Source organism: Mucilaginibacter sp. P4_D1, assembly GCF_056401935.1.
Genome location: NZ_JBFUIJ010000002.1, coordinates 326,229 through 341,902, shown reverse-complemented (window position 1 = coordinate 341,902; position 15,674 = coordinate 326,229). Strand labels below are relative to the sequence as shown.

Below are 15,674 nucleotides of genomic sequence, written 5' to 3'. Positions count from 1 at the left end.
ATAATAAGGGTAGTAGAGCGAGGTATGTTTTTTTCATAATTTAAGATAAAAAAGGGATATAATAGTCTTTTAAGTCATCGTCGGCAAATACATTTGTCAGTTTTACAGCATAAGAAAAATTCGCATCTCCTCCCACAATAATGCCAAGCGGATACCCATTTAAATCAACAACAAGGGCACCTGAGTCGCCTCTGTCTGATGGGGCAACTGGAATTTCACCCTCGTACCTTGTAATGCTGAATAAATCGTTCATTAAATAATAGTCTTCGGTATACGGATGATAAATATTTTGAGGGCCAGGCGCATTGTTATAAATTTTAACTACCCCGGTTGATATGCCCGTTTTTGCACCATGAAACCTAACCTTGGTTTCCTCTTTGGCATCGTGCAGGCTTACTTCACGAACAGGGAATTTAAGGCCTATTGAATTATTGCTGAAAGGTGGTTTTACAACAAGTTCTGCAAAGCCGACATCAAGGGTGCCGGTTAGTTTCCCATCGCCAACCACGGCTATCTTTTTCCCTTTATTGTTTATATCGTTTCCCTTTTCCTGTAGTACATGCCAGCACGATAGCAGATAATCCTTGCCTGTAAATACCCTGTTTTTGACAAAACAGCCCAACGTACCGGGGCCAATTCTTGAATTTGCATTAATTATACCATCACCGTCGCCTAAATGGGCTGTAATTATTGTATTCTCTATAACATGAACCGGCGCGTTGCGATAGCCTTCTCCAACCTTTGTTTTTATCTCGTCAAATTTATCCTTGATTACATGTATTTCAACAGCTTCCACTTTTGTCCCATCAACCCATTTAAAACCCGGCCCAATGCTTAATACTCCTGGAAAACTCCCATACCTGTAATTCAATTCCTGTACAGCGCTTGCAATATAATTGGAACTAAGCAGCCTGGTTGGGGCTAACGATTGTGCAGCGTTTGCATTGTTGCCTTTTGCCACAGCATCGGTAAGTAAATCCGTATCGTCCTTGGGTTTTGCACCAGCGCCCCTTAGCGCAATGAGTTTATTTAACAGCCCGAACCAGAACGGCGCACCCAGCGATAAGGCAAAGCCCGTAATAATAAACCCCCAGAAACTCCAGCTTAAAAACCCAATACAAAAAAAACGCCCGGTCTTTTCCCAAAAAGTAAGGTGCCGGGTGCCGGTAATAACAACAGTTTTATTTTTATACTCAACAGATTGCAGACTTATATAATCTTCTTTCGCCTTTTGATTGAATGCATCACGTGCGCTGTCCAAAATCCGTATTTGCGGAATGATGTCGTCAGAATCTTTTTTTATTGCCGATTGGCTGTCGAAGATCTTGAGATAATAAGTGCCGATATCGGAAATCTCGCTATTAAGTCTTTCTTTAAACGGAACCTGTTCTTTCCCGTCAGAAATATACTTCAGTTGCTGCCTCTTTAATAAGGTGTCCTGCGCTATACATTGAATTGATACCCTTAAAGCTGCGATGTTTTTCCTTTGCAATGCCGCATCTTTACGGATAGCCTTTACTGCACTGTCGGCCAAGCACACTTTCTCCTGATAAATTAAGTAATCTCCAAACTTGCCTGTATCTTTTATCGTGGTCGAGGCCTTTTTTATCTCCGAAAAGTCCCACCCTAATCCCAAAATAAAATTAGCCGCACCAATATCTTTTGATACGCGGGCAAAGCCGCTGTCTATCACCGCGCGCGAGGGTATGGTATCGTTTCCACTTACAAAGCCTTTGTATCGTGTACTATCCTTCGATAAGGCTATGCCCATATTTACCAGCTGGGTGCGGGCATCTTTATCCTTTGATAGGATGTGGGCTATTTTAATACTATCCACATTGAAGGCGAAAGCCAATAGGAAGCCCGCCCAAAACAGTATAAAACTTATTTTGCGCTTATACCAGCCACTCGTACGGTCCTGGGTTTCATTATACCAGACTATGAGGCCTGCCTTATAGGTATCCAAATCCTTGCCCGATGAATTGTAAATGTTCCGTAGCTGTTTAATGCTTTCCGGCTCGATGGATAGGGTGTTGTTTTCGAGGCTGAATACCAACTGATCGTATTTGGTGGTGCCGGCACCGTGATCGCACAATATATTGATAACCGTTGCCGCGAAATTGTCGGGTGTAATATAAGATGGTTTGGTTTGCCCGAAGATAAAGGTCTGGCCAGGCTCAAGTTTGGCCAGGTATTTAACAGATGGATAATTATAAAAAAGACCGGCAAAACTACTGTTAAAGGAGGGCGGCTCTTTTAAAAAGAACCGCGCCAGTGCCGAGGATACTTTATTGTGCCATTTATCACCGGCTCTTTTTAGGTCAAGGCCATCGTTGAGCATCCTTTCGATGGATATACGCAAAATACGGGCGCGCAGGCCAAACCAGGCGGCCAGTAATTCGCCAAGAATGGTTATTAACAGACTGTATAAAAGGTATACCAATACCAGTCCAATTACTACATCGAGCGCGGTGTTATTAAACATGATAAATCAAACGATAAGGAGGTTTGTAAAGGCATTGTTAAGCAAGTGGTTAAGGCTTTTAAATATAAAAAATATTCTTAAAAGTTTTCGGAACAATTTTATATTAAAAAGGAACGGTTAGGCAGGAATTACCTTGCTGCCTTGCAGGTTGAATGTTACCTGCTGGCATTGCAAAACAGGGTGCGGTTATTTGGCAAACCCGGTATAAGCCATGGAGCAAAAGAAGGCTGAGTTTAAAGGGGTTGCCAACGGAGCAGTAAATGACTAACGATTATGTGGCAACAGGTTGGTGAGGTGTGGTTGCATGTGTGGGCATAATGGGGGGCCTTTTTTACCCTCGTTAAGGGCTCTAAAAAGAGGCCATGGCAGAATCCGAATTTTGAGAAAACGGTGTTCGGGCAACCTAAGCCCCGAACACCGGCTTGCTTACATCCCCTTATTGATAGCCTCATACACCACGTCCTGTATTCTTGGGCGGATGTTGAGGCTGCCCAGTTTGCTGCCCACATTGGGGTTTACCCGGTTGGACAGGAAGATGTATACCAGGTTGTACTTAGGGTCAACCCATACGCAGGTGCCTGTAAAACCGGTGTGGCCAAAAGTTTGGTCGGAAGCCAGTTTAGATGGGTAGTGCCTGTCTGCAATTGGGTCCCAGCGGTCAAAACCTAAGCCACGCCTGCTTACTGGCGATTGTTTGGAGGTAAACAGGTCTACCACCTCGGGTTTAAAGAATTGTACGCCGCCGTAGGTGCCCTTGTTCAGCAGCATCTGGTATAATATGGCTACATCGTTGGCACTCGCGAACAGGCCGGCATGGCCGGCAACGCCGCCTTTGAGTGCGGCGGTAGGATCATGCACATAGCCGTCCAATAAACTCATGCGGTACTCCTGGTCGTTTTCGGTAGGGATGATCTGTGCCGGGTTAAACCTGTGCAGCGGTAAAAAACCGGCTGTTTGCATCCCCAGCGGGGTATAAAACTGCTGCTGTACATACACGTTCTCGGGGATAGCGGTAATGCTTTCTACTACCTCCTGCATAAACAGCATGCTTACGTCGCTGTACACGTACTGCCCCCGGGTTTTCAGTGGCGAATTGAGCATGTCGGGCAGCATTACATCTTTAAAATAATCCTTTCGCAAAAAGTAATGTTCAGATACCCTGGTAGGGTAGGCGGCCGATGAATCGGTACTATGATCGGACGGTTTTACCTTTTCAAATGATTGGATATCGGGAATAAAGCCGGCCTGGTGCAGCAATACCTCGCGCAGCTTTACATCGTTTTTATTGCTGGTGCGCGCCAGGGGCAGGTAATCGCCTAAGGTGTTTTCAACACTCAGCTTGCCCTGGTCAACCAACTGCATTGTTTCCACGGTGGTAGCCGATATTTTTGTCATGGATGCCAGGTCGAAGATATCGGTCAGCTTGTCGGGCATTACATTATCGTAGGTGTGGTAGCCATAGGCTTTATTAAATATCACCTTGCCATCTTTGGCAACCAGTACCACGCAGCCCGGAGTGGCATGTTGGGTAATGGCCTCGCGGGCTATCTGGTCAATCTCCTGTAAGTTATTGGAATTGATGCCTACGTCCTCGGGCACGCTGTATTGCAGCCTGGTTTGCTGGGTAACAAACCCCATTCCGCTGCTATAAACAGGCGAGTAGGTTTTGACTAATTTTTGCGTAATAGCCACGCCGCCAAATACGGCCTGGGCAGCATATGAAGCCGATACCGGCGATACCCTTTCGGACCAGATTATCGGCACTGTTGCATTATTTAGCTTGTTTAACAGTGCGCCATTCCCAAACGCGGCGATGATAACCCGCTTTATTTTTTGGTTGGTGGTAATAAAATCTAACAATAGCGGGTTACTCAGATCTGCATCATTTACCTGTAAAACAATGGTGTTGTACCATTTTAAATCGGCGGCAAGCGTGTTCAGGTTTTTGCCATTGCCGTCAAACACCTGCACTTTGCAGTATTTGTTAAGCAGGCTATCAAAAACGCCGGCGTACTGGTTGGTAAAATGCACGCTGGCAATTTTTAAGTCTTCCAGCTTTTGCAGCGGGATAGTATATTGAGCGTTGTTGAGCAAAACGGTTGAGTTTTGAACCAATCTTTCTTCAGCAACATAGGCACGCCCGGTAAAAGGTGGATTTTGTGCGCAGGCGGTATTAAATAATGCAAACCCTAATAGTACTACAGAGACACAGCCCCATTTATTTTTTATCATATACTTTAACTCCGTTTATATAGGTTTGGGTTACTTTGGTGGTTGGTAATTCGGCGCCTTTTACCTTCATGATATCCTTATCCAGTATCACAAAATCGGCGTACTTACCGGGTTCAATACTGCCTTTTTCTTTTTCTTCAAAGTTGGCTTTTGCAGCCCATATGGTTATCCCTCTTAACGCTTCGGTACGGCTTAAAGCATTTTCCTTCTGGAAGCCGTGTTCAGGAAACCCCTTCAAATCCTGCCGCTCTACCGATGCATAAAACGTATACATAGGGTTAATGTTTTCTACCGGGAAATCTGTGCCCAGCGGAATCCATCCGTTTTGTTGTAACAGCGTTTTATAAATATAGCCCGATGACTTCAGCCTTTTATCACCCAGCCGCTTGCCAGCCCAGTACATATCTGATGTAGCATGCGTGGGTTGTACGGATGGGATAATGCTGTTATCGCCAAAAAGTTTAACATCCTCCGGCGCAATAATCTGCGAATGCTCTATCCTCCAGCGGCGGTCGTTTTTGCCTTTTAAAACAGATGCATATATTTTTAACATTACCCGGTTGGCCGAATCGCCGATGGCATGGGTGCACATCTGAAAGCCTTTGGCAGCTATTTTCGTTGCCACCTCCTCAAAGTGGGCCTGGCTGCTCAACAAAAAACCACTCCATTTTGGCTGGTCGGCATAGGGTTTTAGTAAACAAGCACCCCTGGACCCGAGGGCGCCATCGGCATAAACTTTAAACGCGCGAACATTTAGGCCCGGCGTTTTAAACGCGCCACGTTTAAACAGGTAATCGTAATTCTCCGGCCTGTCTGATAACATCACATACATGCGCATTTTTAATGATCCTTTATGCTGCAAATCGGCAATAGTGTTGATCATGGTATAAGGCAGCCCACAATCATCAACCGTGGTTAAGCCAACAGCAAAACAGTTTTTTTGTGCCGATAGCAGGGCATTCTCTACAATAGGAGCCGTTGGCTCGGGCACTTTTCGGGTAACAATACCTACCGCGTTATCAACTAGGATGCCGGTGAGCTTTCCGTTAATGGTTTCTATCTCGCCGCCGGTTATGGCTTGACCGGGTTTTACACCTGCTATGTTTAACGCCGCCTGGTTGGCAATAATGGCATGCCCATCAACCCGGCTCAATATTACAGGGCGTACCGGGAACAGGCTATCCAGTTTAGCTTTGTCCGGAAACTGCTTTTTAACCCAATCGTTTTGGTCCCAGCCCCGGCCAATAATCCAGCCATCGGGGTTGCGTGTGGAGTAAGCCTGTACTGAATCAACTACCTCGCCCCAGCTTTTGGTGCCATCCAGGTTTACTTCCTGCAGGCCTAATCCATATTCATAAAAATGGGCGTGGGCGTCAATAAAGCCAGGATAAACGGCAGCGCCTTTGGCATCAACTACTTCATGGGCCAGGTATTTTTGTTCTAACGTATCTGCGTTGCCAACGGCTACAATTTTACCTTTGCTTACCACAAATGCGTTGGCTGTAGTAAAAGCGCTATCAACGGTATAAACAACCGCGTTTTTTATCAGCAGATCGGCACTATACTCTTTTTGTTTGCAGGCTGTAGCCAGGAGCAGCAGCGCAGGCAATAGTTTTTTCATAGGCGTTTTAAGTATCAAGTAGTTAGTATCAAGTATCAAGACCGAATGCAAATTTGAATAACTTGCAAATTATCAGTTAAGTTGTATTAAACACAAAGTTAAGGTATTCCAAACCAAAAATCTTGATACTTGATACTAACTACTTGATACTACAATCATAAAGTTATGCCTTCAAATATTTAATTTAGCATCGAAAACGAAATTGAAGGGAATTTTTTTAAATGTCAGATATAATTCAGCTTTTACCAGATGCCGTTGCCAACCAGATTGCCGCTGGCGAGGTGGTACAACGACCGGCATCGGCGGTAAAAGAATTGGTGGAGAATGCGATTGATGCCGGAGCGGGTAAAATTCAGCTCATTATTAAAGATGCCGGAAAATCATTGATACAGGTTATTGATGATGGCTGCGGCATGAGCCTTACCGATGCCCGCATGTGCTTTGAACGGCATGCTACATCAAAAATTCGCAAGGCCGAAGATCTGTTTGCCATCCGCACCATGGGTTTCAGGGGCGAGGCCATGGCATCGATAGCCGCAATTGCGCAGGTGGAATTAAAAACCCGCCGCCATGAAGATGAGTTGGGTACCTGTATTTTTATCGAAGGATCGGAAGTAATTAGCCAGGAGGCGTGTTCGGCTAATACCGGAACCTCTATATCTATCAAAAACCTATTTTATAATACACCCGCCCGGCGTAACTTTTTAAAAAGCAACCCGGTAGAAATGCGCCATATTATCGACGAGTTTCAGCGGGTTGCGCTGGCCAATCCACAAATATTTTTTACTTTGCACCATGATGGTCAGGAAGTTTATCATTTGCCTGGCGCTGCTTTAAAGCAACGGATAGTACACCTGTTTGGTAATAACTATAATCAGCGACTGGTACCGGTTGAGGAAGATACCACCATTATTAACCTGCGTGGGTTTGTTGGCAAGCCCGAGTTTGCCCGTAAAACACGGGGCGAGCAATTCTTTTTTGTAAACTACCGCTTTATCCGCGATGCGTATTTGAACCATGCGGTGCTTACAGCTTTTGAGGAATTGTTGCCCGATGATTGTTACCCGTTTTATGTGCTGTTCATCGATATCGATCCATCAAAAATTGATATTAACGTGCATCCCACCAAAACCGAGATTAAGTACCAGGATGAGAAGGCCATTTATGCCATCATCCGGTCGGCGGTAAAACGATCTTTAGGCAGGTATAACATTACCCCAAGTTTGGATTTTGACCAGGAAAACAGCATTGAGCACCTGATAACCCCCAAACCTTTTGAGGAGATTATTGCGCCCACCATTTCCTTTAACCCGGATTTTAATCCATTCGCAGCAGAGAAAAGATCATCGGGAACGCGAGAACAGCATCCTTTCTTGAGGGACAACAACGATTACCGCAATACACCAATACCCAATAACTGGGATACCCTGTACGAGATAAGCAAAAAAGAAACCAACCAGCAGCAGCAGATGCACGATGAAAAAAGCATTGCTGTTGACGAGCAGGAGGTAAGCAAACCCAGCGAACGGCAATTGTTCCAGATCCATAACCGGTTTATTTTGTCGCAAATTAAATCGGGTTTTATGCTCATAGGGCAGCAGGCCGCACATGAGCGTATTTTGTATGAACGTTTTTTACAACAATTGCAGCACCACTCGGGCGTAAGCCAGCAAAGTTTATTTCCGCAATCGGTAACACTAAACGGCAGTGATTTTGAGTTATTGAGAGAGCTTTTGCCCGATATTAAAGCGCTGGGCTTTGACATCCGCGAGTTTGGTAAAAACACCGTTGTTGTTGACGGCATACCGGCCGATTTGAGCAATGTTGACGAGCACGAACTTTTAGAACATTTACTGGAAGGGTTTAAAAACAATATGGCCATTTTAAAAGTAGATAAGCGGGATAACCTTGCAAGGTCATTAGCCCGCAATGCCGCGCTTAAAACCGGCACTAAATTGTCTTTGGAAGAAATGAACCAGCTTATCGACCAGCTTTTTGCCTGCCAATCGCCCAACCAGGCATTGAACGGTAAGCCCGTAATCAGTACATTTACGCTGGCCGAATTAATGGAACGCTTTGAAAAATAGCCACGGGGCTTTAACTATACTATGAACGGATACAACCAATCGCCTTTTGCCAATATCACACCGGTAGTAAAAAACCTGCTGATTATAAATATCGTTGTTTTTATCGGGGCTGTTTCTGTCGGTCGATTTTTTCCGAATGTGATGCAGTACCTGCCGGTTTACTACTTCAATTCGCCAAATTTCAAGTTGTGGGAAATCATTACATACATGTTTATGCATGCTGGTTTGGATCAGCCGCAACATATCCTTTTTAACATGTTTGCTCTTTTTTCTTTTGGGCCAATATTGGAGTATTCTCTGGGACCTAAAAAATTTTTGAATTTGTATTTCCTTTGCGGTATTGGGGCGGTTATTTGTAATCAGGCAGTGCAGGCTTACGAGGTGCATGCAATAACCGGCTCATTTACCATAGCGCACCCTGAAGCTATTTCATCTTTTGAGGCTTACGGACCGGTGCTTGGCCAGAAGCTTTATGATATTTACACTACTCGGGTTGTTGGAGCATCTGGTGCCATTTTTGGTTTATTGGTAACATTCGGCATGATGTTTCCTAATATGGAGCTTATGATGTTATTTATACCGGTACCAATGAAAGCAAAATACATTATACCAGGATATATATTACTTGAACTCTGGCTGATTTATAAACAAAGTCCAACGGATAATGTTGCCCATTTTGCCCACATTGGCGGTGYACTAATTGGTTTTATTATGGTAAAAATTTGGCGATTGCAGCATAACTGACAATTTTTATGAACAAACAGGAGTTATCAAACTAATAATGGTTTTATTATGAGCACCCTTTGGCAAAATATCCAATACAAAATGTTGCGGTCGGGCAATAAGCTCAACCTGCTTATTGGTATTAATGTGATTGTTTTTTTAGCGATCAATTTATCTGCAATTGTCGAGCAGCTTTTTACGGGCTTTGGCAATAGCGCCATACTAAAATATACCACCGAATATCTTTTGCTGCCAGCCGCACTGCCGAAAATGCTAACCCATTTTTGGACGCTGCTTACTTATATGTTCATGCACGCTGGTGTCTTGCATATATTATTTAACATGCTATGGCTGTATTGGATGGGGCAAATATTTGAAGAGTACCTGGGCAATAAGCGCACCATAGGCTTGTACATTATGGGAGGACTCGCGGGAGCACTGCTTTATTTACTTTGTTTAAATGTACTGCCCGCTTTTACCAGTTTAAACGCCGCGGCCAACAGTACCATTGTCGGTGCATCTGCCAGTGTTATGGCTATAGTGGTGGCCACAGCTACATTATTACCTAATTATACCATATCCCTCATATTTATTGGCCCGGTAAAACTAAAGTGGATAGTGCTTTTTATACTGATAATTGACTTTTTAAATATTGTTGGCCCTAACGCCGGTGGCGAAATTGCCCATATCGGCGGAGCTTTAGTTGGTTTCATTTATATCAAGCAGCTTCAAAAAGGGCACGATTGGATAACCGGTATCGCCAATATTTTCAAATCAAAGTCAAAATTAAAGGTGGTATACAGTAATACCGGTAAAAACAGCGCCGAATATCCCCGCCAGGACGAAATTGACCGTATATTAGATAAAATATCACAAACGGGCGTTGATAGCCTGAGCAGACAGGAGAAAGAGACATTAGCCCGTGCAAGCAAGAATGAAAAATAAAAAAAGTGGATTAGGTTTTATTGATAAAGTATTTTTATGGATAAACCTGCTGCTTTGCGTTGCTTTATTACTTAGTTATCTGGCACCCTCCGTTAACCCCAAAACTTTTTGGCTGATTGCTTTTTTTGGCCTGGCCTACCCGCCAATACTTTTGCTTAATGTAATCATGATGCTGGTTTGGCTGTTGCGCTGGCGCTGGCCTGCGGCGCTTTCTATGATCACAATTTTGATTGGCTGGGGTGTGCTCAATAACAATGTTGGATTGCGTACGGCATCAACATTTTCGCCGGCGCCGGGCATCAACTCGGTAAGGTTGATGACTTATAACGTGCATAACTTTAAACGTTATGGTGCAAAAAATGATGTATCTACCAAGCACGAGATCCTGGAACTCATTAATGATCAAAAGCCGGATATAATCGGTTTCCAGGAGTTTTATACCCGCTACAAGGGCGAGTACGATATGCGCGACTCTATTGTAAAAATAATGGGCGCTAATAATTACTATTTCGAGCCACTTAATTTCAATAGTTCGGAGGCAATTGGGATGGCTGTTTTCTCAAAGTATCCCATTGTAGCCAAAGGCTTAATCCAACTGGCTGCCGATAGGTCATCGGCAAACCAGTGTTTGTACATCGATGTAAAAAAAGGCGAAAAAACATTCAGGGTTTACAGCCTTCATTTACAATCAATAAAATTTAACCCCGAAGATTATAAATACCTGGATAGCGTATCAAAAAAAGGGAAAACAGATATGCAATCAACCAAAAGGTTGGGCGGCAAATTAAAAGCTGCATTTATAAAGCGTAGTGAACAGGTTTTTAAAATAAAAGCGCATGCCGCGCAATGCCCATATCCCTATATCATATCCGGCGATTTTAACGATACACCTACATCCTTTGCGGTTAACCAAATGGCAAAAGGACTTAAAAACGCGTTTCGCGAAAAAGGTGCCGGGTTTGGACGCACCTATAATGGCGACTTCCCTAATTACCAAATAGATTATATTATGGCAAGTCCGCAATTTGATGTGGCATCGTACCTGATTATAGAGAAAAAGCTTTCTGACCACTTTCCGCTGCGGAGCGACCTGGTTTTAAATTAAATATCGGGCATGAAAGTTCTGGTTACAGGTTCATCCGGTCAGTTGGGTTCGGCCACCGTAAAACATTTAAAGGCGTTTGGCCACAATGTTACCGGTATTGATCTGATACCCTCGGCTACTACCGACAACATTATCGACATAAAAAACAAAAGCGAGACCGAAAGCCTTTGCCGCGGCTTTGATGTCATTATCCATACTGCAGCCGTACATGGCAAGCACTATGAGCTTAATTACCCAAGGGAGGCTTTTATACAAACAAATATTATAGGTACGCTTAATTTACTTAACGCCTGTGTTAAACATGGTGTTAACAGGTTTTTGTATACCAGCACAACATCCATTTATGGGAGCGCTTTAGTTGACCACGCGAAGGCAGTTTGGGTGGATGAAAACCTGCCCGAAAAACCACGCGATATTTACGATATCACCAAGCAAACAACCGAGCATCTTTGCAAAGATTTTTTTTATAAAGAAGGCCTGCAAACATCAGTATACCGGGTTGGGCGGTTTTTGCCCGAGGAAAATAACCTTAAAATAAATCACCGGATTTATAGAGGCCTGGATGAGCGCGATGGCGCCGAGGCTTTACGATTGGCATTGGGTATTACATTTGCCGATTTTGAAATTTTCAATATATCCAGCGGGTCGCCATTTGGTAAGGATGATCTTGTGCAGCTTAAACACAACCCCGAAGAAGTTATCCTTAAATATTTCCCCGAAGCCAAACATATCTATCGACATAAAAACTGGGTATTCCCCGGAAGTATTGATCGTGTTTATGTTTGCGATAAAGCAAAACAGGTTTTGGGTTACCGGCCCCAATTTGATTTCGAATATTTATTGCATCAATAAAGACTGTATCACTGGGGTGTAAGCTTTAATAATCGGGCTGCGTGCATTAGCTAAAAATTGAAAAAATCGTAAGTTTGCCCTCATGAAACAAAAATTGTTTGTTTACAATACGTTATCCCGCAAAAAAGAAKAATTTAAAGCCCTTAACGCCCCGCATGTGGGCATGTACGTGTGCGGCCCAACTGTTTACAGTGATGTACATTTGGGAAACTGCCGTACCTATATATCTTTCGATCTGATGTTCCGTTACCTTAACCATTTAGGGTACAAGGTTCGCTATGTGCGTAATGTAACTGATGCCGGCCATTTGGAAGGCGATGCCGGCGACGAAGGCGAAGACAAAATTTCGAAAAAAGCAAAACTGGCCCAACTGGAGCCTATGGAAATTGTACAAAAGTATACTGTAGGTTTTCATGACGTAATGCAGATACTGAACACGCTGCCGCCAAGCATTGAACCAACGGCTACCGGTCATATTATTGAACAGATAGAAATGGTAAAAGTTATTCTTGAAAAAGGATATGCTTATGAGGTAGACGGCTCGGTTTATTTTGATGTTGAAAAATATAACAAAACCAAAGATTACGGCGTGCTAAGCGGCCGCAACCTGGAAGATTTACTGAACAACACCCGCACGCTGGGCGGCCAGCAGGAAAAACATGGCAAGCTTGATTTTGCCCTATGGATAAAAGCCAAGCCAGAGCACCTGATGAAATGGCCATCGCCCTGGGGCGTGGGCTTCCCGGGCTGGCACCTGGAATGCTCGGCCATGAGCCAGAAATATTTGGGCGACCAGTTTGATATTCATGGCGGCGGGCTCGATCTTGTGCCAACCCACCACACCAACGAAATAGCCCAACATGTGGCCTGCTGCGGTAAAAATCCAGCCAATTACTGGGTGCATACCAATATGCTTACGGTGAACGGCCAGAAAATGTCGAAATCCCTGGGGAATAGTTTTTTGCCCCACGAACTTTTCAGCGGCGAAAACTCTATCCTGAATAAGGGTTACAGCCCCATGACTGTGCGTTTTTTTATGCTGCAGGCACATTACCGCAGTACGCTTGATTTTGGCAACGATGCCATGGAGGCCTCTGAAAAAGGGTTTAAGCGATTAATGAACGCCTATGCCTTACTGGATGGCCTAAAGACATCAGGCAGTACTGAAATTGAAATAGAGCCCCTGCTGGAGCGTTGCTATGCTGCAATGAATGATGATTTTAACAGCCCGGTATTGATTGCCGAACTGTTTGAAGCATCGCGTATCATCAACTCAGTACATGATGGCAAAATGAAGATTGACGAGGTTAATCTGGGCTTGCTTAAAAGCCTAATGAAAACGTTTGTGCAGGATGTTTTAGGGCTTAAAGATGAACAGGCCGATAATGATGATTTGCCTAAAATACTGAACCTGATAGTTGAACTGCGTAACGAAGCCAAGGCAAATAAAGATTATGCCACCAGCGATAAAATTCGTGAAGGCCTGTCAAAAGTTGGGTTTCAGCTAAAGGACAGCAAAGAGGGAACGCTCTGGAGCAAAAATTAGAATAGAGTCAAGAGATAAGAATCAAGAGTTAAGACTTTTTTGGTTATACGAGCATAACGAACTAAACGATAGATAGCAATAAAGTTTTCCTCTCTTGACTCTTGATTCTTATCTCTTGACTCTTTTTCCCTACAACGAGTTATAGTACGTAAACAATTTGGCCAGGTCCCGGTCGCTTTTAAAATCAATTTTATTGGTTTTTATGAAGGTTTGTACTTGGTCTGTTTTGTCGGCCAAAACGGCAGCAACTGTTTTTTGTGCAGGCTTAAGCCGGGTTATTTTATTGTCGGTAACGGTGTAATAAAAGGGGCCTGTCATTTCAAAGGTTTTCGTTACCGTTGCCGAGTTAAATGCCTGATCGGTACGGATGCGTTTTTGGTAACGTTTTAGCAGCTTAACCTTTCCGTCGGCAATCACCTGGTAAAACGAGGCCGGAGTTTGATCCTCTACCGCCGGGTATCCGCTGCTAAAGATGAGTGGAGAAAGATTGCTCTCGTCAATTTTAAATGGCCCCAAGCTAAACCCCTTAACGGTGTTAACAAAAACCATGGCCGACGAATCTTTTGGGTTTTGAAACAGCAATTCGTCTTTCACCAGGTCATATTTCAATTTAGCACTTATTGGTTTATTGCCTGCAAGTTCAACCTCGCCATCAACCCAATTGGATATAAGGTAAGGCTCGCCCTGCACGTCGGTATAGCTTTGCTCAACATAGGCTTTGCCCTGGTAATCGTGTATATATTGCGCATTAACTTTAATGCCGGCAAACAATGTTGCTATTGCAAAAAAACAAAAAACGGGTATTTTCATAATTGCGTAAATTTATGAGCTAACGGCGTAACATGGCTTTTAAACGAAACATTATGCATATTATTGGGTTACTTGTTTGCGAACTTATGCAATGGCATTGTGTTTGAAGCCTTGTTAACTGATAAGATAATTACATGAACGAAACAAATTTTTAGATGCATAAACCCGCTTCGCCCACAATTAAATATAACGGTTTTCGTTTCACATTAAGCAGGTAAGCTGCAAATAGCGTACAGTTATTCATATTTAAAGCAATTTGTAATTGCATAACCGACTTAAAATTTATTACTAAATTGCCTCCCCAATATCCCATTAAAACATGAAGAAAGTATTATTAGCCGCCACATTTATGAGCTATAGCGTTTTAGCCATGGCACAGTCAGCACCGGTTAAAGTAAGTAAAGTTGTAAATGCCGAAGAAGCATTTAATAAATTAGTTGAACGTAAAGGGATAAAAGACGGCTTTTTAGCCGTTGCCGCACCCGATGGTATTGTGTTTAAACCGGATGCAGTTAAAATAGTTGATTTTTATAGCAATATTGACAAACAAGCAGGTAAATTAAGCTGGCAGCCAAAATTTGCGCGGATATCTGCCAATGGCGATCTTGCTTTTACCGCAGGCCCCTACGTTTATCAAAATGGCAAAACCGATGATGATAAAGTTTTTGGCGATTATGTATCCATTTGGCGCGCCGATGTTGACGATAACAATAAATTAAAACTGCTGGTAGATTTGGGTATACAGCACCCCGAACCTGAAGGAGAAGTAGTAACTGATTTTAAAGAACCGGATGCTACCACAAAATCGGCCCCAAGTAAGGACCCCTTTACGGCCAAAAGCGTTATAGTAAACACCGATAAGATATTTAACCACTCGCTTACCATATCAACCATGGCAAGCTATAAAGAGTTTTTGAGCGCCGAAGGTCGTTATTATTTTCCGGGCTTTGAGCCAATGACCGGCCCTGATGTTATCATGAAGTTTATTAACAACGAAGCGATAAGCATAACCGCCGAAACCACTGATGCCGGCAGGTCGGTAAGTAACGATTTGGCGTATAGTTACGGCCATGCACGTATAACCAAAGGCAATGTTGTTGGTAATTATAACTACGTACGCATTTGGGAAATAGACCCAAACAAAAAGTGGAATATTTTACTGGAAGTTTTTTCGGCTATTGAAAACGAATAAGACTTAAAAAAAATCGGACAAAAACAGCGATGGGGGATACTCATCGCTGTTTTTGTTTTGGAGCCGCAGTGTAAAA

Annotated in this window: 11 protein-coding genes; 7 read left to right on the top strand and 4 right to left on the bottom strand. The window is 43.4% G+C overall.

From position 1 onward, the window contains the following. Positions 1–40 precede the first annotated feature (40 nt). The 3 genes from AC1DV1_RS03320 to AC1DV1_RS03310 form a co-directional block, all read right to left on the bottom strand. A complete protein-coding gene (locus AC1DV1_RS03320; protein ID WP_477355199.1) occupies positions 41–2,485 on the bottom strand; it encodes a hypothetical protein in 2,445 nt (814 codons plus the stop codon). Between the two features lie 426 nt (positions 2,486–2,911). Continuing rightward, complete coding sequence (locus AC1DV1_RS03315; RefSeq protein ID WP_477355196.1) at positions 2,912–4,717, bottom strand: serine hydrolase domain-containing protein; 1,806 nt, start codon at positions 4,715–4,717, stop codon at positions 2,912–2,914. After that, on the bottom strand, positions 4,704–6,338 hold the full coding sequence (locus AC1DV1_RS03310; RefSeq protein ID WP_477355193.1) for an amidohydrolase: 1,635 nt from the start codon (positions 6,336–6,338) through the stop codon (positions 4,704–4,706). Before AC1DV1_RS03310 ends, AC1DV1_RS03315 begins: the two co-directional genes overlap by 14 nt. 221 nt (positions 6,339–6,559) lie before the next feature. Between AC1DV1_RS03310 and mutL the strand changes: the two genes are divergently transcribed. From mutL to cysS, 6 genes are all read left to right on the top strand, one after another. Beyond that, positions 6,560–8,425, top strand: a complete 1,866-nt coding sequence (mutL, locus tag AC1DV1_RS03305) for a DNA mismatch repair endonuclease MutL (RefSeq protein ID WP_477355190.1) — start codon at positions 6,560–6,562, stop codon at positions 8,423–8,425. Positions 8,426–8,611: 186 nt separating this feature from the next. After that, positions 8,612–9,169 (top strand): rhomboid family intramembrane serine protease, encoded by a 558-nt coding sequence (locus AC1DV1_RS03300; RefSeq protein WP_477355186.1) that lies wholly within the window; start codon positions 8,612–8,614, stop codon positions 9,167–9,169. A 48-nt stretch (positions 9,170–9,217) separates the two neighbouring features. Beyond that, positions 9,218–10,093, top strand: a complete 876-nt coding sequence (locus AC1DV1_RS03295) for a rhomboid family intramembrane serine protease (protein ID WP_477355182.1) — start codon at positions 9,218–9,220, stop codon at positions 10,091–10,093. Then, the gene (locus tag AC1DV1_RS03290) at positions 10,083–11,198 is read left to right on the top strand and encodes an endonuclease/exonuclease/phosphatase family protein (protein ID WP_477355179.1); all 1,116 of its coding nucleotides are present in this window, start codon (positions 10,083–10,085) and stop codon (positions 11,196–11,198) included. Before AC1DV1_RS03295 ends, AC1DV1_RS03290 begins: the two co-directional genes overlap by 11 nt. A gap of 9 nt (positions 11,199–11,207) precedes the next feature. Next, positions 11,208–12,050 (top strand): NAD-dependent epimerase/dehydratase family protein, encoded by an 843-nt coding sequence (locus tag AC1DV1_RS03285; RefSeq protein ID WP_477355176.1) that lies wholly within the window; start codon positions 11,208–11,210, stop codon positions 12,048–12,050. 82 nt (positions 12,051–12,132) lie between these two features. Then, complete coding sequence (cysS, locus tag AC1DV1_RS03280; protein ID WP_477355173.1) at positions 12,133–13,596, top strand: cysteine--tRNA ligase; 1,464 nt, start codon at positions 12,133–12,135, stop codon at positions 13,594–13,596. A gap of 129 nt (positions 13,597–13,725) precedes the next feature. Here cysS and AC1DV1_RS03275 read toward each other — a convergent pair whose 3' ends face one another. Next, the gene (locus tag AC1DV1_RS03275; RefSeq protein ID WP_477355170.1) at positions 13,726–14,406 is read right to left on the bottom strand and encodes a hypothetical protein; all 681 of its coding nucleotides are present in this window, start codon (positions 14,404–14,406) and stop codon (positions 13,726–13,728) included. Between the two features lie 319 nt (positions 14,407–14,725). On the opposite strand from AC1DV1_RS03275, the gene AC1DV1_RS03270 reads away from it, so the two are divergent. Beyond that, positions 14,726–15,598 carry a hypothetical protein gene (locus AC1DV1_RS03270; protein ID WP_477355167.1) on the top strand — a complete coding sequence of 291 codons (873 nt, stop codon included), beginning with the start codon at positions 14,726–14,728 and terminating at the stop codon, positions 15,596–15,598. Positions 15,599–15,674: the final 76 nt, after the last annotated feature.

What these genes read in the sequence shown, in the direction of transcription:
- AC1DV1_RS03275 (WP_477355170.1), bottom strand. Translation starts at nt 14,406, where the DNA reads ATGAAAATACCCGTTTTTTGTTTTTTTGCAATAGCAACATTGTTTGCC.
- AC1DV1_RS03320 (WP_477355199.1), bottom strand. Translation starts at nt 2,485, where the DNA reads ATGTTTAATAACACCGCGCTCGATGTAGTAATTGGACTGGTATTGGTA.
- AC1DV1_RS03290 (WP_477355179.1), top strand. Translation starts at nt 10,083, where the DNA reads ATGAAAAATAAAAAAAGTGGATTAGGTTTTATTGATAAAGTATTTTTA.
- AC1DV1_RS03295 (WP_477355182.1), top strand. Translation starts at nt 9,218, where the DNA reads ATGAGCACCCTTTGGCAAAATATCCAATACAAAATGTTGCGGTCGGGC.
- mutL (WP_477355190.1), top strand. Translation starts at nt 6,560, where the DNA reads ATGTCAGATATAATTCAGCTTTTACCAGATGCCGTTGCCAACCAGATT.
- AC1DV1_RS03310 (WP_477355193.1), bottom strand. Translation starts at nt 6,338, where the DNA reads ATGAAAAAACTATTGCCTGCGCTGCTGCTCCTGGCTACAGCCTGCAAA.
- AC1DV1_RS03315 (WP_477355196.1), bottom strand. Translation starts at nt 4,717, where the DNA reads ATGATAAAAAATAAATGGGGCTGTGTCTCTGTAGTACTATTAGGGTTT.
- AC1DV1_RS03270 (WP_477355167.1), top strand. Translation starts at nt 14,726, where the DNA reads ATGAAGAAAGTATTATTAGCCGCCACATTTATGAGCTATAGCGTTTTA.
- AC1DV1_RS03285 (WP_477355176.1), top strand. Translation starts at nt 11,208, where the DNA reads ATGAAAGTTCTGGTTACAGGTTCATCCGGTCAGTTGGGTTCGGCCACC.